A 17,182-nucleotide genomic window follows, 5' to 3' on the forward strand; every position below is an offset into this window, starting at 1 on the left:
CTCTCCGGGCTTTTTTGTGAACGGTCGGTTCAGCCGCGCATCATCTGCTGCAGCAGGCGTTCCTGCTCGCGGAACTCCTGCTGCCGCGCATCCAGCCGCGCGGCGAGCTGGAAGTTGCCGCCGGCGCGACGCTTGGCGAAGTCCAGTTGCTCGATGGCCTGCCGGTAGTCGCCGGTCAGCGCGTAGTACTCGGCGCGGGCCTGGTGCACGCCGATGGCGTTGCCGCTGATGGTGCGGGCGTCGGCCAGGCGGCTCCAGACGTCTGGGTCCAGCGGGCGCTTCTGCGACAGCTCGGCGAGGACCTTTTCCGCATCCTGTGCGCGGTTCTGCTTCATCAGCAGGTCGGCGTGGGCCTGGCGCAGCGGGTAGCTGCCCGGGTATTGGGCGAGCAGCCTGGTGACCCGGGCATCCGCTTCCTTGAGCCGGTTGGCCGTGATGTCCAGGTCGGCCTGGGCCAGGTTGTAGGCGATGTCGTTGGGCGCCTTGGCCAGCAGCGGCTTGAGGTTTTCGCCGGCCTCGTTGAGCTGGCCGACGCGGATCTGCGCCAGAGCCAGGCCATAGCGGGCGGCGTCCAGCTTCGGGTTGTCCTCGAGCATGGCGCGGAAACGCTTGGCGGCGATACCCGGGCTTTCCTCGAAGATCAGTTGCACGCGGGCGCGCATCTGCTGGTAGCGCAGGCTGTCTTCCTTGCCGCCCTGGGGATACTGCTCGGCGCGGTTGCGCGTGTCGGCGATACGCGAGTCGGTTACCGGGTGGGTCAGGAGGAATTCCGGCGGCTTGCTCTCGTAGCGATACTGGCGTGCCAGGCGCTCGAACATGTTCGACATCGCCCGCGGGTCGTAGCCGGCGCGGGCCATGGTGGCGACGCCGACGCGGTCGGCCTCCTGTTCGTTCTGCCGGGAGAAGCGCAGCTGGCTCTGGATCGCCGCCGCCTGGGTCGAGGCGATGGCGGCGATGCCGGCGTCACCGGCTCCCGCGGCGGCGGCGACGATGCCGGCGAGCATGGCGGCCATCATCGGCATCTGCATGCGCTGCTGCGCCTCGATGCCGCGGGCGAAGTGGCGCTGGCTGAGGTGGCCGAGTTCGTGGGCGAGCACGCCGGCGTACTCGGCTTCGCTCTGCGCATAGAGCAGCAGGCCGCCGTTCACGCCGATCACCCCGCCGGGCGCGGCGAAGGCGTTGATCTGCGGATCGCGGATCATGATGAAGGCCAGGCGATGATCCTGCAGGTCGCTGGTCTCGGCCAGGCGATAGACGCTGGATTCGACGAAATCCTTGATCTGCGGGTCGCCGATGGTGTCGACCTGGTTGCGCAGCATGCTCAGCCAGGCGCGTCCGAGCTGGAATTCCTGCTCCGGCGAAACGATGGACGAGCTGGCGTCCCCGAGGGAGGGCAGGTCATCCGACATCGCTGGCGACGCCAGCAGGCAGGCGAGCGTCAGCAGGGCGGGGCGCAGTACTTTCATGTACAGGGCTCGTGGCGAAAAAGTCCCCTACTTTAGCCGCAGCGTGTCGCGAATGCCTAGCTGACTGGTCAGGTCGCGCCAGGCTGGTATTCTTGAACGCCTGCAACCGGAGACCATCGATGATCCAGCCCGTATCGCCCGAGCCGCCATGTGACGCAGAGCTGGATGCCAGCGGTCTCAATTGTCCGCTGCCATTGCTCAAGGCCAAGCTGGAACTGAATCGCCTGGCCAGCGGCGCGGTGCTGAAGGTGATCGCCACGGATGCCGGTTCGCAACGTGATTTCCGCACCTTCGCCGAGCTGGCCGGCCACAGCCTGCTGCGTGAAGAGGTCGAGGACGGCGTCTACCGCTACTGGCTGCGCAAGAAGTAACTCCACAGGGCTCTTCCGCCCGATCGATCCACCCCGCAGGAATCCTGATGCTCAAAGTTCTGCAAGACTGGATGCAGCGCTACTTCTCCGATGAGGAAGCGGTGGTGCTGGCGGTCATCCTGGCGCTTGGCTTTTCCGTCATTCTCGCCTTCGGCAGCATGCTCGCGCCGGTGCTGGCGGCCATGGTCATCGCCTTCCTGATCCAGGGACTGGTGGGGGTTCTCGAACGTATCCGGATGCCGCACCTGTTCGCGGTGTGGCTGGTATATGCGCTGTTCCTCGGCCTGCTCGCGGTTTTCCTGCTGGTGCTGGTGCCGCTGATCTGGAAACAGCTGTTCACCCTGCTCAACGAGCTGCCACGGATGCTCGGCGAATGGCAGGCGGTGCTGCTGATGCTGCCGGAGCGCTACCCGGCGATGGTCACCGAGGAACAGGTGCTGCGCGCCATCGAGGCGGCGCGCAACGAACTGGTGCAGCTCGGCCAGTGGGCGCTGACCTTTTCCCTGTCCGGCGTGCCGGTGCTGGTCAACGTGATGATCTACCTGGTGCTGGTGCCGATCCTGGTGTTCTTCTTCCTCAAGGACCGCAAGCGCTTCTACCACTGGTTCCGCCGTTACCTGCCGCGCGAGCGCAGGCTGATGAAGCAGGTCTGGGCGGAGATGAACCGGCAGATTTCCAACTACATCCGCGGCAAGGTCATCGAGATCTTCATCACCGGCGTGGCGACCTACATCGCCTTCGCGCTGCTCGGCCTGAACTATGCGGCGCTACTGGCGCTGCTGGTCGGTCTGTCGGTGGTGGTGCCGTACATCGGCGCGGTGGTGGTGACCGTGCCGGTGGCGCTGATCGGCCTGTTCCAGTGGGGCTGGGGCGACCAGTTCATCTACCTGATGGCGGTCCACGCGATCATCCAGGCCCTCGACGGCAACGTGCTGGTGCCGCTGCTGTTTTCCGAGGCGGTGAACCTGCACCCGGTGGCGATCATCTGCGCGGTGCTGCTGTTCGGCGGGCTGTGGGGCTTCTGGGGGGTGTTCTTCGCCATTCCGCTGGCGACCCTGGTGAAGGCGGTGCTGGACGCCTGGCCGCAGCATCCGGAGCCGCAGGTGAGTCCTCTCATGTAAGAAAAAAGGCCGCTGGATAGCGGCCTTCTTCATTGGCTGTCGGTCAGCCGGCGTTCAGCGCCTGGGCCGCGGCGAGCACCGCGTCGACGTGCCCCGGTACCTTCACACCGCGCCATTCCTGGCGCAGCACGCCATCCTTGTCGATCAGGAAGGTACTGCGGTCGACGCCCATGTATTCCTTGCCGTAGAGCTTCTTCAGCTTGATCACGTCGAACAGCTGGCAGAGGGTCTCGTCCTTGTCGCTGATCAGCTCGAAGGGGAACTCCTGCTTGCACTTGAAGTTCTCGTGGGATTTCAGCCCGTCGCGGGAGACGCCGAACACCAGGGTGCCGGCCTGCTGGAAGGCCGGGTACTGGTCGCGGAAGCCCTGGCCTTCGGTGGTGCAGCCCGGGGTGCTGTCCTTCGGATAGAAGTACAGCACCACCTGCTTGCCCTTCAGCGCGGAGAGGCGCACCTGCTGGCCGCTGGTGGCCGGGACTTCGAAGTCGGCGACGGGTTGGTCGATTGCTACCGGCATGGTTCTTTCCTTATGGATGCTGCGGACGCCAGGGTTCGATCAGCGCGTCCAGGTTCAGTGCGTCGGCGAAGTCGAGGAACTGGTCGCGCAGCCAGCTGATCTGCGTGCCGGCCGGCAGCGTCACGGTGATGGTGGCGTTGAGCATGCTGGTGTTGGTGTGCGGCGCCTGGTAGGTGTCGCAGGTGAGGTTCTCCAGCTCGATGTTGTGATCGATGAAGAACTGGCACAGCTCGTTGAGGATGTCCGGGCGGTACACCGCGCTGACGTAGGCGACGTACGGCAGAGCCTGGGCGCGGGTGACGTGGGCGTTGCTGCGGGTGACGCTGAGGTTGAAGCCGTGGCGCTTGGACAGCGCCGGCAGGCCGCTTTCCAGGCGGGCGAGGGCATCCCAGCTGCCGGAGACCTGCAGGATCAGCGCGCTGAATTCGCCATGGCGGGTCAGGCGGCTGCTGACGACCGAGCAGCGGTTGTCGACGCAGGTGCGGCACAGCACGCTGGTCAGGTCCATGGGATTGGCGCCCAGGGCGCTGATCAGGAGGAATTGTTCGCGAGGGTGGGAGGTGGACATGCAGCTTTCCTGGAAGGGCGGCCGGAGGGGCCGCATCGGCAAAGGGAAAAGGGTAGCGAAAAGCGACTCCGAGGGGAATGTTTGGCGCATTCGCGACGATGCGCCGTGCGCCGCTCTCAGCTTGTGCAAGGCAGGTGGCGACAGTACCATTACTCCTTTCTTTTTCCGGCAGGAGCGGTTGCATGATTGCGGGCAGTATGGTGGCGCTGGTCACCCCCTTCGATGCTCAGGGTCGACTGGACTGGGACAGCCTTGCGAAGCTGGTGGATTTCCACCTGCAGGAAGGCACCAACGCCATCGTCGCGGTCGGCACCACTGGTGAATCGGCCACCCTGGACGTCAGCGAACACCTCGAAGTCATCCGTCGCGTGGTCGACCAGGTCAAGGGGCGCATCCCGGTGATCGCCGGTACCGGCGCCAATTCCACCCGTGAAGCCGTGGAACTCACCGAGTCGGCCAAGTCCGCCGGTGCGGACGCCTGCCTGCTGGTGACGCCGTACTACAACAAGCCGACCCAGGAAGGCCTGTACCAGCACTTCCGCCATATCGCCGAAGCCGTGGCGATTCCGCAGATCCTCTACAACGTTCCCGGCCGCACCTCCTGCGACATGCTGCCGGAAACCGTCGAGCGTCTGTCCAAGATCCAGAACATCATCGGCATCAAGGAAGCCACCGGCGACCTGCAGCGCGGCCAGGAAGTCCTCGACCGCGTCGGCAAGGACTTCCTGGTCTATTCCGGTGACGATGCCACCGCCGTCGAGCTGATGCTGATGGGCGGCCGCGGCAACATCTCGGTGACCGCCAACGTCGCGCCGCGCGCCATGAGCGACCTGTGCGCCGCCGCCATGCGTGGCGATGCCGCCGAAGCCCGCGCGATCAACGACCGCCTGATGCCGCTGCACAAGGCGCTGTTCATCGAATCCAACCCGATCCCGGTGAAATGGGCTCTGCATGAGATGGGGCTGATCCCCGAAGGCATCCGCCTGCCGCTGACCTGGCTCAGTGCGCGTTGCCAGGAACCGCTGCGTCAGGCCATGCGCCAGACCGGCGTTCTGGCTTGAGCAGGGAGCCTCGCATGAAGCGACTGGCAGGACTGACTGCGCTCGCCCTGGTCATCGGCAATACGTCCGGCTGCGGTTGGCTGTGGGGGCCGGATGGCTACTTCCGCGACCGCGGCGACGATTACCTCAACGCGCGCCAGACCGCGCCGATGCAGGTTCCGCAAGGCCTGCAGAGCAAGCCGCTCGACCCGCTGCTGCCGGTGCCGATGAACATCGCCGATACTCACATGAAGGAAGGCGAATTCGAAGTGCCGCGTCCGACGGCCCTGGCTGCTTCCGGCGAAGTCAGCGACTTCAGCCTGCAGAAGAGCGGCGATGCGCGCTGGCTGGTCGCCCAGCGTCCGCCGGCGGAAGTCTGGCCGGTGGCGCATCAGTTCTTCCAGGAGAACGGTTTCGCCATCGCCGATGAACGCCCGCAGACCGGCGAGTTCAGCACCCGCTGGCAGTCGCTCGATCAGCTTTCCGCACCGCTGGCGCGGCGCCTGGGCAATCGCACCGGCGACGTCGGACCCGACAACGAAGCGCGTGTGCGGGTACGCATCGAGCCCGGCGTGCAGGCCAACACCAGCGAAGTCTACGTACTCAGCCAGACCCGCCCGGCCGGCAGCAGCGCCAGCCAGGACTGGCCGAGCAAACCGGCGGCGCCGACCCTGGACGCCGCGCTGCTCGACGAGATGCTCGCGAGCATGACCACCAGCGCCGAGAAGGGCGGTTCCGTTTCGCTGCTGGCGGCGCATTCCACCTTCGACACCCCCGGCAGCGTATCGCTCGGCAAGGACGGCAGCGGCAACCCGGTGCTGACCGTCGACTCCGATTTCGATCGCGCCTGGGTCAGCGTCGGCCGTGCGCTGGACAGCGCCGACATTCGCGTCGACGACCTCAACCGCAGCCTGGGCGTCTACTACGTCAACATCGCCGAAGGGGCGAAGAAGGCGGATGAGGACAAGCCCGGCTTCTTCAGCCGCATGTTCGGTGGCGGCGAGAAGAGCCAGGAAGAGGAAGACGCCAAGGCACAGCGCTATCAGGTTCGCCTGACCAGCGTCAGCAACACGGTGCAGATCACCGTCGACAAGGACATCAACACCTCCGCGCCGGCCGACGTCGCGCAGAGCGTGCTGGAAAAACTCCAGGAGAGTATGCGCAATGCGGTTCGCGGTCCTGGGGAGCGGAAGCCGGGGCAATTCGGCCTTGGTGAGCAGTTCTGACACCCGGCTGCTGATCGACTGCGGATTTCCGCTGCGAGAAACCATCAAGCGTCTGGCTCGCCTGGGTGTGGAACCCGGCGAGCTGGATGCCGTTCTGGTCACGCATGAACACAGCGATCACGTGCATGGCGTCGAACTCCTCGCCCGGCACTACCAGGTGCCGGTGTATCTGAGCGGCGGCACCCTGCGGTCGCTGCGCAAGCCACTGCAGCCCCACGGGTTGCTGCAGGCGGGAGACAGGTTTTCCCTGGGCGGACTGGAAGTCACTGCGGTGGGCGTATCGCACGATGCATGCGAGCCGCTGCAGTACGTGTTTTCCGATGGTCGGAGGCGCTTCGGTCTGCTCACCGATCTGGGGACTGCCACGCCGGAAGTGCTGGAGTGCTATCGTGGGCTCGACGCGTTGATGATCGAGGCCAATCACGATAGCGACATGCTTGCCCGTGGCCCGTATCCCTACCCCCTGAAAGCCCGCGTGGGCGGCCAGTGGGGACATCTGAACAACCGGCAGGCCGCCGAACTGGTGGCGGAGCTGGGCTGGGAGAGCTTGCAGCACCTGGTGCTGGCGCATCTCAGCGAAAAGAACAACACGCCGCAACTGGCCCGGCAGTGTTTCGTCGACACCCTGGGGTGCGACCCGGACTGGCTGCAGGTAGCCGATCAGCATTCGGGGCTCGACTGGCGCGAAATCGCCTGATCCCCACGTATATCCAAGCAAGTGGAGCCCATCATGGAAAAACGCGAAGAACTCTATCGCGGCAAAGCCAAATCGGTTTACGCCACCGACGATGCCGACCGCCTCGTCCTGCTGTTCCGCAACGACACCTCGGCGTTCGACGGCAAGCGCATCGAACAGCTCGACCGCAAGGGCATGGTGAACAACAAGTTCAATGCCTTCATCATGCAGAAACTGGAAGCCGCCGGCATTCCGACCCAGTTCGACAAGCTGCTGGCCGACAACGAAGTGCTGGTCAAGAAGCTCGCCATGATCCCGGTGGAATGCGTAGTGCGCAACTACGCCGCCGGCAGCCTGGTGCGCCGCCTGGGCGTGGAGGAGGGTATCGCACTGAACCCGCCGACCTTCGAACTGTTCCTGAAGAACGACGCCCTGGGCGATCCGTTCATCAACGAATCCCACGTCCAGGCCTTCGGCTGGGCGACCCTCGACCAGCTTGCGCAGATGAAGGCCTACTCCTTCAAGGTCAACGAAGTGCTGGGCAAGCTGTTCGACGACGCTGGCCTGATGCTGGTCGACTTCAAGCTCGAATTCGGCGTGTTCCACGGCCAGATCGTCCTCGGCGACGAGTTCAGCCCGGACGGCTGCCGCCTGTGGGACAAGGAAACCCGCAAGAAGCTGGACAAGGACCGTTTCCGCCAGGGCCTCGGCGATGTGATCGAAGGCTACGAGGAAGTGGCGCGCCGTATCGGCGTCCCGCTGTAACCCGGCAAGCGAACGCAAGCGCCTGATAGCACGCGAAAAAATCCGAAATTAAGGCTTCGCCTTCGGCATTCGAACTGCTATCATGCGCGCCGCACGGAGAGATGCCGGAGTGGTCGAACGGGACGGATTCGAAATCCGTTGAGTCAGCAATGGCTCCTAGGGTTCAAATCCCTATCTCTCCGCCATTACATATGGCCAAGGCCCCTGAAATGCCTAGCGCTTCAGGGGCTTTGTCTTTTCTGCGCCGGGCTCAGTGTTGAAAGCCTGCGCAGTGGCTCCAGCTTCACTGCACCCATGCAGGTCATCCGGCGACAGGTGCGCGTAGCGCATGGTCATCGCCGGCGACCTATGCCCCCGAATCCGGATGTCTACTGCCTCGAATTCTGCTTCCACCATTCGGTGATCGAGCAGTTCGCACAGGGCTCTTGCGACACCTCAGGTTCCATCCTGGCCTCCGCCACATACGCCGAACTGGCCACCCACCTCCAGGGGGATGAGTACGGCCTCGAAAACTTCCGTCTACTGTATCGCGGTGGCCGCGTTGATCCCTTGTGGAGCCTCCTGCGCGGCGATGCGCGGTTTCTCGCCCCGGTACAGCGCTTCTTCTACCGCCGCTACTACAAGGCCGCGAGGGTTTTTCGGGAAAGAACATGGAGCTGATGCCGGGCAAGGCCATCACGCTCTTCGCGCGTAATCGTATGGCCTTCACGCCCTGCTGGTTGGCGCTCAAGTCGTTGCCGGTGTTCCACCTAGTCGAGGAGTATTACCGCGAGAAGGGTAGGTCTACGACCTGGCTGAAGAAGCACCTCGCGAAGAAGCTGCAGGAGAGATATGTGCGGTATGGGATGGCTGCTTGATTTTGCAAGTTGTACCGTTGTGCGGTACAGTGGCTCTAAGTGAAGGACGCTAGAGCATGATTGGAAGCTTCAGAGATGCCTGGCTGGAGGCGTTCTTTGTCCACGATGAGCTGGCCCGCCAGATTCCGGCGGATCTGCGCGACAGGTTGTTCCGCAAGCTTCAATTGCTGGACGACGCTACAACGGATGCTGACTTGAGAGTGCCACCGAGCAATCACTTCGAAAAGCTGAAGGGGAATCTCAAGGGGCTGCATTCAATCCGGGTGAACCAGCAGTGGCGCCTGGTGTTTGAGTGGGATGGCGACAAGGGAGAGGCTTCCGGCGTCTATCTCGATAACCACACCTATCGTTGAGGTGAAGCATGATCATCACTGAACGCAAGCCGGTGAGTGTCGGCGAAATGCTCACCGAAGAATTCCTGGAGCCAATGGGGCTCACCCAGGGCCAGCTCGCCGAACTCATGGGCGTGCAGCGCAAGCTGGTGAACGAGCTGTGCAATAACCGCCGTGCAATCACTGCAGACACTGCCCTGATGCTTGCGCGCGTCTTCGGTAATTCGGCTGACTTCTGGCTCAACCTGCAGCGGCGTAATGACCTTTGGGAAGCGATGAACTCCCCTGATCGCAGGGCGCGTATTGAGCGTGCCAAACCTGTTCACCATGCCGCCTGAGAGTGCCAACAACACAGCGGGATAGAGTGATCACATATCGCCAAAGCCCCTGAAACGCCCAGCGTTGCAGGGGCTTTGGCTTTTCTGGCGAATCGATGGGCTGGGGCTGGCTACCGCCGGTACATCCGACTGAACCTGCCTGCGGATGGGGAAGTCCACCCTTCAGGCCCCTTCCCGGGACCGATCGAGTCCAACCTATCGGCCATTCCGCCAGGAGAGCCCACCATGAAAGCCACCTATCTCATCATCGCCACGGCCTTGCTCGCCGGGCCCGTATTCGCCGCCGACGAGGATGTCTGCAGCACCAACATCCAGAAGATCGACGAAAGCATGAAGAACACCGCTGCCTCGGATGCGACCGTTCAGGACCAGGTCATGCGGCTGCAGGAAAAGGCCTTGCAGGCCCAGGCCGCCGGTGACACCAAGGGTTGCGTCGCCAGCAGCAGCGAGGCGCTGAAGCTGCTGAAACGTTCCGGCGCCGACAGCTGAGGGTGCGTCAGTCCGGAGCCGCTGTGCGAGGCGCAGCGGCCCGGCATTCCGGCCATGCGCGCCGGTGTTCCGATCTGCTAACGTCGTTTCCCTGATCACGACAAGCATTGGGGCCGCACCATGGAAATTCGGGAAGGAAAGGGACTTTCCTTCGCTAAGCGCATCTATCTTCCCCGCACGCTTGGCCTGGGGATCGGCTTCTTCTGCGTGCTGGCGGCCATCCAGCCGCTGCAGCGTCCGGCCTGGGTATGGGCGCTGCTGATCTTCAACGGCTTCGTCTGGCCGCACCTGGCCTTTCAGCTGGCGCGCCGCTCGGCCACGCCGTTCGGTACGGAGCGGCGTAATCTGCTGGTGGATTCGGTGTTCGGCGGATTCTGGGCCGGCGCCATGCAGTTCAATCCGCTGCCCACCGTCACCGTTCTCTCGATGATGGCGATGAACAACATCGCCGCCGGCGGGCAGCGCTTCTTCTGGCAGGGCTGCCTGGCGCAGACCGGCGGCATGCTGCTGGCGCTGATCGCCTTCCCCGCTGCCTTCAACCAGGACATCACCCCGCTGCAGGTCTATGCCTGCCTGCCGATGCTGATCCTCTATCCGCTGATCATCGGCTGGGTCAGCTACCGGCTGGCCTTCCAGTTGCACGAGCACAAGCAGGCGCTGCGCCTGGTCAGCCGCACCGACAGCCTGACCGGACTGCTCAACCATGCCTCGTGGATGGCGCAGCTGGATGCGGAATTCGAGCGCTGCCGCCAGCAGCACCGGCGGGCGACCGTGGCGCTGATCGACATCGACCATTTCAAGACCATCAACGACACCTACGGCCACGTCATCGGCGACCTGGTGCTGACCCGCCTGGGGCATATCCTCGACAGTTCGCTGCGCGAGACGGACAGCGCCGGGCGCTACGGCGGCGACGAGTTCTGCGTGATCCTGCCGGATACCAGCGAAACCATCGCCGCCGACATCATGGAGCGCCTGCGCCAGGCCTTCGCGCGGGCCCGGTACGAGCTGGAACCGGGCCTGGAAGTCAGCCTCAGCATCGGTATCGCCTCCTACAGCCCGTACCAGCCAGACGCCTGCGCCTGGCTCAAGGATGCCGACCGCGCGCTCTACGCGGCCAAGAGCGGCGGGCGCAACCAGGTCAGCGCGGCGTTCGATGGCGGCGAACGGCGCAGCGGCGCCCATTGAGGCCCGCTCAGCAGGCGTCGACGATCTCGTAGGACTTGCCGCCGACCTCCAGTTCGTCGCCCGGACAGCGGTTGAGCAGCGCCTGCCCCAGCGGTGCGCGTGGGGTGATGACGAGGATTTCCGTGCCGTCCAGGCAGACCTTCAGGCCGGCCGCGTCCGGGCCGAGGAACAGCCACTGGCTGCGCCCATCCCGCGTCACCAGCTCGACCAGGGCGCTGGGCTGGATGCCCTGTTCCTCGTCGAACGGGCGCAGCACCAGGTTCTGGAAGCGCGTCAGCGCCAGGCGCAGCTCCTCCACGCGCCGCGCTTGCCCGGCGGCGAGATAGGAAGCCTCCAGGCCGAGGGTGTCGTAGCGGTTCTCGGCGATGCTTTCCTCGTGGGTCGCGTCGTCGTGGGCGGCCTTCGCCGCGCGCAGCGCGACTTCGAGGTCCGCGCCGAGCCTGTCGAGAATCAGTCGATAGACCTGTTGCTTGTCCATGCCGGCACTTCATAGGAAACCAACGCGCATCCTAGGGATTTTGCCACGCCGATGCGAGAGTGCCGCGCCGAGCCTGGCCTATGGTTATGGATATCCCGGCCGTGCGAGGACATCGCCCCATGAAGATCATCAACGCCCGCCTGCGTGACCGCGAGGGGCTGCACAGCCTGAGCCTGGACGGCGCGCTGATCGCCGGCATCGACCATCAGCCGGCGACGCTGACGGCGTCCGGCGGCGACCTGGATGCCGCCGGCAACCTGGTGATACCGCCCTTCGTCGAACCGCACATTCACCTCGACGCCGTGCTCACCGCCGGCGAGCCGCGCTGGAACATGAGCGGCACCCTGTTCGAAGGCATCGAATGCTGGGCCGAGCGCAAGGCCGGCATCACTCGTGCGGACATTCACGAGCGCGCGCGCCGCGGCATCGACATGCTGGTGGCGCACGGCATCCAGCACGTGCGCACCCACGTGGACGTCACCGACCCCAGTTTGACGGCGCTCAAGGCCATGCTCGAACTGCGCGACGAGAGCCGCCATCTGCTCGACATGCAGGTGGTGGCCTTCCCCCAGGAGGGCATCGAATCCTACGGGCGCGGCCGCGAGTTGATGGAAGACGCGATCCGCCTCGGCGCCGATGTGGTCGGCGGCATCCCGCATTTCGAGAACACCCGCGAGCAGGGCGTCAGCTCGGTGAAGTTCCTCATGGACCTGGCCGAGCGCACCGGGCGCCTGGTGGACGTGCACTGCGACGAGACCGACGACCCGCATTCGCGCTTCCTCGAAGTGCTGGCCGAGGAGGCGCGCAGCCGCTGCATGGGCTACCGCGTCACCGCCAGCCACACCACCGCCATGGGCTCCTACGACAACGCCTACTGCTCCAAGCTGTTCCGCCTGCTGGAGCGCTCGGCGATCAACTTCGTCTCCTGCCCGACCGAAAGCATCCACCTGCAGGGCCGCTTCGACAGCTTTCCCAAGCGCCGCGGTGTGACCCGGGTGGCCGAACTGCTGGAGGCGGGGATGAACGTCTGCTTCGGCCAGGACTCCATCGTCGATCCCTGGTATCCGCTGGGCAACGGCAACATCCTGCGCGTGCTGGAGGCCGGCCTGCACATCTGCCACATGCTCGGCTACCGCCATCTGCAGAGCGCGCTGGACCTGGTGACCGAGAACAGCGCGCGGGCGCTGTGCCTGGGCGAGGACTACGGCCTGGAAGTCGGCCGGCCGGCGAACCTGCTGCTGCTGCCGGTGGAGAACGACTACGAGATGATCCGCACCCAGGGGCTGCCGCTATTGTCGATTCGCCACGGCAAGGTGCTGATGCGGCGCGATCCGGTGCGGGTGGAGATTCTCGCGGAGTGAGCCTGTCGTGTGTATTTTCGGCTTTTACTGGTATATTTGCTGAAAACGCACACAGGAGGAGCCGCCATGACTGCCCTGACCCGGGAACGCGCCGATGCCGATGCGGTACTCGCCAAGGCGGTGCTCGCCGCCCGCGAGCAACTGGCGATGACCCAGCAGGAGATGGCCTCCATCCTCGGCGTCGATCGCAGCGCGGTGAGCCGCTGGAAGGGCGCCGGGGTGCGTACCGACAGCAAGACCGGCGAACTGGCGCTGCTGTTGGTGCGCATCTATCGCGCGCTGTTCGCCCTGTTCGGCGGCAATCTCGACGACATGCGCCACTTCCTGCGCACCGAGAACCGCCACCTGGGCGGCGTGCCGCTGCAGATGATGACCCAGGTCCAGGGGCTGGTGCAGGTGGTGGAATACCTCGATGCCATTCGGGGCAAGGTCTGAATGACCGGCGCCGAACTCTGGCGACGCTGCGCCGGCGAGCAGGCGATCCAGCCGATCCAGGGCAACCTGGTGCGCCTTGTGGAAAACCAGGAACAGGTCGCCACCTCGCAACTGGTGGATACCCTGGAGGAGCAGGCCCTGCTGGAGGAACTGATCGAAACCAGCAAGCCGCGTCCGCCGGCGGAGGCCGAGTCCCTGCATTACCTGCTGAAGACGCCGTTCCGCTATCCGCCGCTGCGCTGGGGTTCGCGCTTCGGCCGGCGCCACGAGCCCGGCCTGTTCTACGCCGCGCTGGGGCTGGAAACCGCCATGGCGGAAGCCGCCTTCTACCGCTGCGTGCTGTGGGACGGCATGCTGCTCCCGCCGCCCAGCGGGCGCATCCTTTCCGAGCATTCCTCGTTCGAGGCGCGTTTCCGCGTGCAGCGCGGGATGCGTCTGCAGCAGCCGCCGTTCGACGAATACCGCGAGGCGCTGAGCGATCCCCGCGACTATCGCCTCACCCAGGAACTCGGCAGCATCATGCGCAGGCAGGGCGTCGAAGCCTTCGAGTACCATTCGGCACGCCATCCGCCGGGGCTGAACGTGGCGCTGTTCGTGCCGTCGGCCTTCCGCGACCGCAAGCCGCGCAACCTGACGGGCTGGCTGTGCGAAACCACGGCGCGATACATCGCCTTCAAGCCCGCGCAGGTGCCGGGCTCGCCGCGCATCTTTCCGCGTTCGGAGTTCATGGTCGATGGCCGCTTGCCTGCTCCGGCGTGATCTGGCGGCTACCTGCGGCGAAGCGGTCGCCAACGGGCGGCTGCCTCGAAACGGGGCGGGGCGCGGCAGGGTGCCGCAGACTTGTGCACAATGGACACGCCTGCTGTCAAGAGCCTGCAGCATTTGCGCGTAAATCTTTGATTTGCTGGATTGACTTTGTAAGATATTGAAAAATAAAGAATTTTTTGAGTGGTGAAAAAATCATCAATCTAGGAGACAGCCCCGGTTCTCAAGGGATGAGGGCTGTTTTACGCGTTGTTTCCACAAGGTTATCCACAGCTTCTGTGGATTGTCCCGAGCGCTTGCTTGCCTGCATGACAATGTGCAGGAAGTGACTGGCTGGTCATCCCCTGACCGGCCGCCAGCCAATCTCTGCCACGGAGTGCCGAATGCCTGTCGATCTGCCCTACCTGCTGTTCGGACTGTTGGCCGGCGCCGTGCCGCTGGCGGCGCTCGCCTGGCACCTGCAGCAGCGCGTGGCGACCCGCGAACAGGAACTGGCGCTGTGCCAGGAACGCCTGGCCACCGCCCAACTGGCCCAGGACGGCCTCGGCGCCCAGCTGGATGCCGAGCGCGATGCCGGCCAGCGCCTCGCCGCGCGGCATGCCGAGCTGTCTGCCGAGACCGCCGCGCTGCGTCGCGAAGTCGAGCTGGGCAGGGACGAGCGCCAGCGCCTGGCGCAAGCCGAGCGCGGCTGGGCCGCCGAGCGGGCGGCGAAGGAAGCCGAGCTGCGCGAGCTGGAGTCCCGCCGCGCGGCGCTGGCCGCCGAGCTGCGCGAACAGCAGGAAGGCCACCAGCAGCGCCTCGGCGACCTGCAGGCGGCGCGGGACGAGCTGCGCGCACAGTTCGCCGAGCTGGCCGGGAAGATCTTCGAGGAACGCGAGCAGCGCTTCGCCGAGGCCAGCCAGCAGCGCCTCGGGCAGTTGCTCGACCCGCTCAAGGAGCGCATCCAGGCCTTCGAGAAGCGTGTCGAGGAAAGCTACCAGCAGGAGGCTCGCGAGCGTTTCTCCCTGGGCAAGGAGCTGGAGCGCCTGCAGCAGCTCAACCTGCGCCTGGGCGAGGAGGCGACCAACCTGACCCGCGCGCTGAAGGGGCAGAAGACCCAGGGCAACTGGGGCGAGCTGGTGCTGGAGCGGGTGCTGGAGCATGCCGGGCTGGAGCGCGGCCGCGAGTACGAGACCCAGGTCAGCCTGAAGAGCGCCGAGGGCGAGCGCTTCCAGCCGGACGTGCTGATCCGCCTGCCCGGCGACAAGCAGGTGGTGGTGGACGCCAAGGTCAGCCTGACCGCCTACCAGCAGTTCATCGCCGCCGATGACGAGGCGATCCGCCAGCAGGCGCTGCGCCAGCACGTGCTGTCCCTGCGCAATCACGTGAAGGGGCTGTCCGGCAAGGACTACCGGCGCCTGGAAGGCCTGCACAGCCTGGACTTCGTGCTGCTGTTCATGCCGGTCGAGGCGGCCTTCTCGGTGGCCCTGCAGGCCGAGCCGAACCTGTTCCAGGAAGCCTTCGAGCGCAACATCGTGATCGTCAGCCCGACCACCCTGCTGGCCACCCTGCGGGTGATCGACAGCCTCTGGCGGCAGGAACGGCAGAGCCAGAACGCCCGCGAGATCGCCGAGCGCGCCGGTGCGCTGTACGACAAGTTCGTGCTCTTCGTGCAGGACCTCGACGAGATCGGCGGGCGCCTGCAGCAGCTGGACAAGGCCTACGCGGCGGCGCGCAACAAGCTCTGCGACGGTCGCGGCAACCTGGTCAGCCGCACCGAACAGCTGCGCCTGCTCGGCGCGCGGGCCAGCAAGAGCCTGCCGGCGGAGTGGCTGGAACGGGCGCTGGCCGACGATGCCGAGCCTTTGACCGAGGACTGAGTCAGAACAGCAGCATGGTGGCGGCGCCGGCCAGCAGGCCCGCGACTATCACCGGCAGGGTCTTGCAGGCCAGCTGGCGACCGCCGATGAAGACGATCAGCAGGCCCTTCACCAGGCTGTTGCTCAGCACCGCCAGGGCGATGCCCTGGCTGGCCACGACGGGCGCCAGGTCGATCCGCGCGCTGCGCGCCAGCGACAGGGTGATGGCATCCACGTCGGCCAGGCCGGAAATCAGCGACACCAGGTACACCCCGACATCGCCCAGGTAGTTCCGCGCCGCCTCGACGAGGAACAGGATCAGCGCCAGCAGGGCGGCGAAGCGCAGCGCCGGCATCAGCTCGAAGGGGTTCTTCAGCGGCGGCTCGGCCGTGGCGCCGTCGCTGGACTGCCCGGCGCGGCGCCAGTAGAACAGCGCGCCGCCGATATACACCAGGGAGGCGACGCCCAGCGGCGGCAGCAGGCTCCCCAGCAGCGACGGATTGAGCACGCCGATTTCCAGCAGCACCCGCGGGAACATCATCGCCGAGGTGGTGAGCAGGCCGCAGGCCAGCAGCGAGTGCAGTTCCCGCCGCGGGTGCAGGTGCGAGAGGGTGATGGTCATCGCGGTGGACGACACCATGCTGCCGCACAGCGCGGTGATCAGCAGCCCCTTGTGCGTGCCGACGATGCGGATGGCGAGGTAGGCGACGAAGCCCAGCCCGGCGATCAGCACCACCATCCACCAGGTGGCGTAGGGGTTGAACACCTGCCAGGGGCCGTAGCCCTGGTTCGGCAGCGCCGGCAGCAGCACCACGGAGATGAACAGCAGCTTGAGGATCGCCGACAGTTCGCTGGCATCCAGGTGCTTCAGCGCGGTCCGCAGGGTTTCCTTGAGGCTCAGCAGCAGCGCCACCACGATGCCGCCGCCGGCGGCCAGCAGGCGGTCGTCGGCCACCGCCAGGCTGCCGAGCAGGAAGGTGGCGAGCATCGCCACTTCGCTGGTCATGCCCTGGTCGCCGTAGCGCTGCAGGTCGCCCACGTAGCCGGCCACGGCGAGCAGGGCGACGGCGATCAGCATGCCGACCCACACCGCCACGCCGAGATGCGCCGCCAGCAGCGAGGCGAAGCCGCCGAGCAGGCCGACCAGCGCGTAGGTGCGGATGCCGGCGATCTGCCGCGAATCCGCCTCGTCGCGGACGCGCCAGCCGCGTTCGGCGCCGACCAGCAGGCCGATGGCAAGGGCGGTGGTGAGGTCGAGCAGAATGTCCAGCGTGTCGGGCATGGGAGTCGCCATCCGTGAATTGCCGTCAGTCTAGACGCGCCGCCCGCCACACCCACCGGTATGGATCAA

The 17,182-nt window shown here is 65.6% G+C and carries 21 protein-coding genes and 1 tRNA gene; 17 read left to right on the top strand and 5 right to left on the bottom strand.

All coding sequences use genetic code 11. The annotated features are described in order from the left end of the window. Positions 1-29: 29 nt before the first annotated feature. Entirely contained in the window at positions 30-1,466 is a 1,437-nt protein-coding gene (locus BLR75_RS02985; RefSeq protein WP_084309886.1) for a M48 family metalloprotease, read from the bottom strand. A 119-nt stretch (positions 1,467-1,585) separates the two neighbouring features. Here BLR75_RS02985 and BLR75_RS02990 point away from each other — a divergent pair, with 119 nt between their 5' ends. Both BLR75_RS02990 and BLR75_RS02995 read left to right on the top strand, forming a co-directional pair. Then, positions 1,586-1,837 carry a sulfurtransferase TusA family protein gene (locus BLR75_RS02990; protein WP_084309887.1) on the top strand — a complete coding sequence of 84 codons (252 nt, stop codon included), beginning with the start codon at positions 1,586-1,588 and terminating at the stop codon, positions 1,835-1,837. A 47-nt stretch (positions 1,838-1,884) separates the two neighbouring features. Beyond that, positions 1,885-2,958: an AI-2E family transporter gene (locus BLR75_RS02995; protein WP_084309888.1), complete on the top strand. Its 1,074-nt coding sequence runs from the start codon at positions 1,885-1,887 to the stop codon at positions 2,956-2,958. Between the two features lie 43 nt (positions 2,959-3,001). Here BLR75_RS02995 and BLR75_RS03000 read toward each other — a convergent pair whose 3' ends face one another. Then, a complete protein-coding gene (locus BLR75_RS03000) occupies positions 3,002-3,475 on the bottom strand; it encodes a peroxiredoxin (RefSeq protein WP_084309889.1) in 474 nt (157 codons plus the stop codon). Positions 3,476-3,485: 10 nt separating this feature from the next. Further along, positions 3,486-4,043 (bottom strand): glycine cleavage system transcriptional repressor, encoded by a 558-nt coding sequence (locus BLR75_RS03005; protein WP_084309890.1) that lies wholly within the window; start codon positions 4,041-4,043, stop codon positions 3,486-3,488. A gap of 182 nt (positions 4,044-4,225) precedes the next feature. Here BLR75_RS03005 and dapA point away from each other — a divergent pair, with 182 nt between their 5' ends. From dapA to BLR75_RS03060, 11 genes are all read left to right on the top strand, one after another. After that, positions 4,226-5,104 (top strand): 4-hydroxy-tetrahydrodipicolinate synthase, encoded by an 879-nt coding sequence (gene dapA, locus BLR75_RS03010; RefSeq protein WP_084309891.1) that lies wholly within the window; start codon positions 4,226-4,228, stop codon positions 5,102-5,104. 14 nt (positions 5,105-5,118) lie between these two features. Continuing rightward, a complete protein-coding gene (bamC, locus tag BLR75_RS03015; RefSeq protein ID WP_084309892.1) occupies positions 5,119-6,309 on the top strand; it encodes an outer membrane protein assembly factor BamC in 1,191 nt (396 codons plus the stop codon). Continuing rightward, the gene (locus BLR75_RS03020; RefSeq protein WP_084309893.1) at positions 6,248-7,006 is read left to right on the top strand and encodes an MBL fold metallo-hydrolase; all 759 of its coding nucleotides are present in this window, start codon (positions 6,248-6,250) and stop codon (positions 7,004-7,006) included. The genes bamC and BLR75_RS03020 overlap by 62 nt, the downstream gene beginning before the upstream one ends. A gap of 33 nt (positions 7,007-7,039) precedes the next feature. After that, positions 7,040-7,750 carry a phosphoribosylaminoimidazolesuccinocarboxamide synthase gene (gene purC, locus BLR75_RS03025; protein ID WP_084309894.1) on the top strand — a complete coding sequence of 237 codons (711 nt, stop codon included), beginning with the start codon at positions 7,040-7,042 and terminating at the stop codon, positions 7,748-7,750. 95 nt (positions 7,751-7,845) lie between these two features. Beyond that, positions 7,846-7,935 (top strand) — tRNA-Ser (locus BLR75_RS03030). 163 nt (positions 7,936-8,098) lie between these two features. Continuing rightward, positions 8,099-8,410 carry a hypothetical protein gene (locus tag BLR75_RS03035; protein ID WP_084309895.1) on the top strand — a complete coding sequence of 104 codons (312 nt, stop codon included), beginning with the start codon at positions 8,099-8,101 and terminating at the stop codon, positions 8,408-8,410. Then, positions 8,401-8,607 (top strand): hypothetical protein, encoded by a 207-nt coding sequence (locus BLR75_RS03040; RefSeq protein ID WP_084309896.1) that lies wholly within the window; start codon positions 8,401-8,403, stop codon positions 8,605-8,607. Before BLR75_RS03035 ends, BLR75_RS03040 begins: the two co-directional genes overlap by 10 nt. 56 nt (positions 8,608-8,663) lie before the next feature. After that, positions 8,664-8,960, top strand: coding sequence for a type II toxin-antitoxin system RelE/ParE family toxin (locus BLR75_RS03045; protein ID WP_084309897.1), 297 nt, complete (start codon positions 8,664-8,666; stop codon positions 8,958-8,960). An 8-nt stretch (positions 8,961-8,968) separates the two neighbouring features. Beyond that, complete coding sequence (locus BLR75_RS03050; protein ID WP_084309898.1) at positions 8,969-9,277, top strand: HigA family addiction module antitoxin; 309 nt, start codon at positions 8,969-8,971, stop codon at positions 9,275-9,277. A 225-nt stretch (positions 9,278-9,502) separates the two neighbouring features. Continuing rightward, a complete protein-coding gene (locus BLR75_RS03055) occupies positions 9,503-9,766 on the top strand; it encodes a hypothetical protein (protein WP_084309899.1) in 264 nt (87 codons plus the stop codon). Between the two features lie 120 nt (positions 9,767-9,886). After that, positions 9,887-10,954, top strand: a complete 1,068-nt coding sequence (locus BLR75_RS03060; RefSeq protein ID WP_084309900.1) for a diguanylate cyclase — start codon at positions 9,887-9,889, stop codon at positions 10,952-10,954. A gap of 7 nt (positions 10,955-10,961) precedes the next feature. On the opposite strand, the gene BLR75_RS03065 is transcribed toward BLR75_RS03060, so the two are convergent. Beyond that, the gene (locus tag BLR75_RS03065; RefSeq protein ID WP_084309901.1) at positions 10,962-11,432 is read right to left on the bottom strand and encodes a GreA/GreB family elongation factor; all 471 of its coding nucleotides are present in this window, start codon (positions 11,430-11,432) and stop codon (positions 10,962-10,964) included. Between the two features lie 119 nt (positions 11,433-11,551). Here BLR75_RS03065 and codA point away from each other — a divergent pair, with 119 nt between their 5' ends. From codA to BLR75_RS03085, 4 genes are all read left to right on the top strand, one after another. Beyond that, complete coding sequence (gene codA / locus BLR75_RS03070; protein WP_084309902.1) at positions 11,552-12,793, top strand: cytosine deaminase; 1,242 nt, start codon at positions 11,552-11,554, stop codon at positions 12,791-12,793. Between the two features lie 66 nt (positions 12,794-12,859). Beyond that, positions 12,860-13,228, top strand: coding sequence for an MbcA/ParS/Xre antitoxin family protein (locus BLR75_RS03075; RefSeq protein WP_084309903.1), 369 nt, complete (start codon positions 12,860-12,862; stop codon positions 13,226-13,228). Then, complete coding sequence (locus BLR75_RS03080; RefSeq protein ID WP_084309904.1) at positions 13,229-13,987, top strand: RES family NAD+ phosphorylase; 759 nt, start codon at positions 13,229-13,231, stop codon at positions 13,985-13,987. It begins immediately after the preceding gene. A gap of 503 nt (positions 13,988-14,490) precedes the next feature. Continuing rightward, positions 14,491-15,852: a DNA recombination protein RmuC gene (locus BLR75_RS03085; RefSeq protein ID WP_169720214.1), complete on the top strand. Its 1,362-nt coding sequence runs from the start codon at positions 14,491-14,493 to the stop codon at positions 15,850-15,852. Position 15,853: 1 nt separating this feature from the next. Here the strand turns inward: BLR75_RS03085 and BLR75_RS03090 are convergent, their stop codons facing one another. Next, positions 15,854-17,113 carry an MgtC/SapB family protein gene (locus BLR75_RS03090; RefSeq protein WP_084309906.1) on the bottom strand — a complete coding sequence of 420 codons (1,260 nt, stop codon included), beginning with the start codon at positions 17,111-17,113 and terminating at the stop codon, positions 15,854-15,856. Positions 17,114-17,182: the final 69 nt, after the last annotated feature.

The organism is Pseudomonas jinjuensis, assembly GCF_900103845.1.
GTDB lineage: Bacteria > Pseudomonadota > Gammaproteobacteria > Pseudomonadales > Pseudomonadaceae > Pseudomonas > Pseudomonas jinjuensis.

What these genes read in the sequence shown, in the direction of transcription:
- BLR75_RS02985 (WP_084309886.1), bottom strand. Translation starts at nt 1,466, where the DNA reads ATGAAAGTACTGCGCCCCGCCCTGCTGACGCTCGCCTGCCTGCTGGCG.
- BLR75_RS02990 (WP_084309887.1), top strand. Translation starts at nt 1,586, where the DNA reads ATGATCCAGCCCGTATCGCCCGAGCCGCCATGTGACGCAGAGCTGGAT.
- BLR75_RS02995 (WP_084309888.1), top strand. Translation starts at nt 1,885, where the DNA reads ATGCTCAAAGTTCTGCAAGACTGGATGCAGCGCTACTTCTCCGATGAG.
- BLR75_RS03000 (WP_084309889.1), bottom strand. Translation starts at nt 3,475, where the DNA reads ATGCCGGTAGCAATCGACCAACCCGTCGCCGACTTCGAAGTCCCGGCC.
- BLR75_RS03005 (WP_084309890.1), bottom strand. Translation starts at nt 4,043, where the DNA reads ATGTCCACCTCCCACCCTCGCGAACAATTCCTCCTGATCAGCGCCCTG.
- dapA (WP_084309891.1), top strand. Translation starts at nt 4,226, where the DNA reads ATGATTGCGGGCAGTATGGTGGCGCTGGTCACCCCCTTCGATGCTCAG.
- bamC (WP_084309892.1), top strand. Translation starts at nt 5,119, where the DNA reads ATGAAGCGACTGGCAGGACTGACTGCGCTCGCCCTGGTCATCGGCAAT.
- BLR75_RS03020 (WP_084309893.1), top strand. Translation starts at nt 6,248, where the DNA reads ATGCGGTTCGCGGTCCTGGGGAGCGGAAGCCGGGGCAATTCGGCCTTG.
- purC (WP_084309894.1), top strand. Translation starts at nt 7,040, where the DNA reads ATGGAAAAACGCGAAGAACTCTATCGCGGCAAAGCCAAATCGGTTTAC.
- BLR75_RS03035 (WP_084309895.1), top strand. Translation starts at nt 8,099, where the DNA reads ATGCCCCCGAATCCGGATGTCTACTGCCTCGAATTCTGCTTCCACCAT.
- BLR75_RS03040 (WP_084309896.1), top strand. Translation starts at nt 8,401, where the DNA reads ATGGAGCTGATGCCGGGCAAGGCCATCACGCTCTTCGCGCGTAATCGT.
- BLR75_RS03045 (WP_084309897.1), top strand. Translation starts at nt 8,664, where the DNA reads ATGATTGGAAGCTTCAGAGATGCCTGGCTGGAGGCGTTCTTTGTCCAC.
- BLR75_RS03050 (WP_084309898.1), top strand. Translation starts at nt 8,969, where the DNA reads ATGATCATCACTGAACGCAAGCCGGTGAGTGTCGGCGAAATGCTCACC.
- BLR75_RS03055 (WP_084309899.1), top strand. Translation starts at nt 9,503, where the DNA reads ATGAAAGCCACCTATCTCATCATCGCCACGGCCTTGCTCGCCGGGCCC.
- BLR75_RS03060 (WP_084309900.1), top strand. Translation starts at nt 9,887, where the DNA reads ATGGAAATTCGGGAAGGAAAGGGACTTTCCTTCGCTAAGCGCATCTAT.
- BLR75_RS03065 (WP_084309901.1), bottom strand. Translation starts at nt 11,432, where the DNA reads ATGGACAAGCAACAGGTCTATCGACTGATTCTCGACAGGCTCGGCGCG.
- codA (WP_084309902.1), top strand. Translation starts at nt 11,552, where the DNA reads ATGAAGATCATCAACGCCCGCCTGCGTGACCGCGAGGGGCTGCACAGC.
- BLR75_RS03075 (WP_084309903.1), top strand. Translation starts at nt 12,860, where the DNA reads ATGACTGCCCTGACCCGGGAACGCGCCGATGCCGATGCGGTACTCGCC.
- BLR75_RS03080 (WP_084309904.1), top strand. Translation starts at nt 13,229, where the DNA reads ATGACCGGCGCCGAACTCTGGCGACGCTGCGCCGGCGAGCAGGCGATC.
- BLR75_RS03090 (WP_084309906.1), bottom strand. Translation starts at nt 17,113, where the DNA reads ATGCCCGACACGCTGGACATTCTGCTCGACCTCACCACCGCCCTTGCC.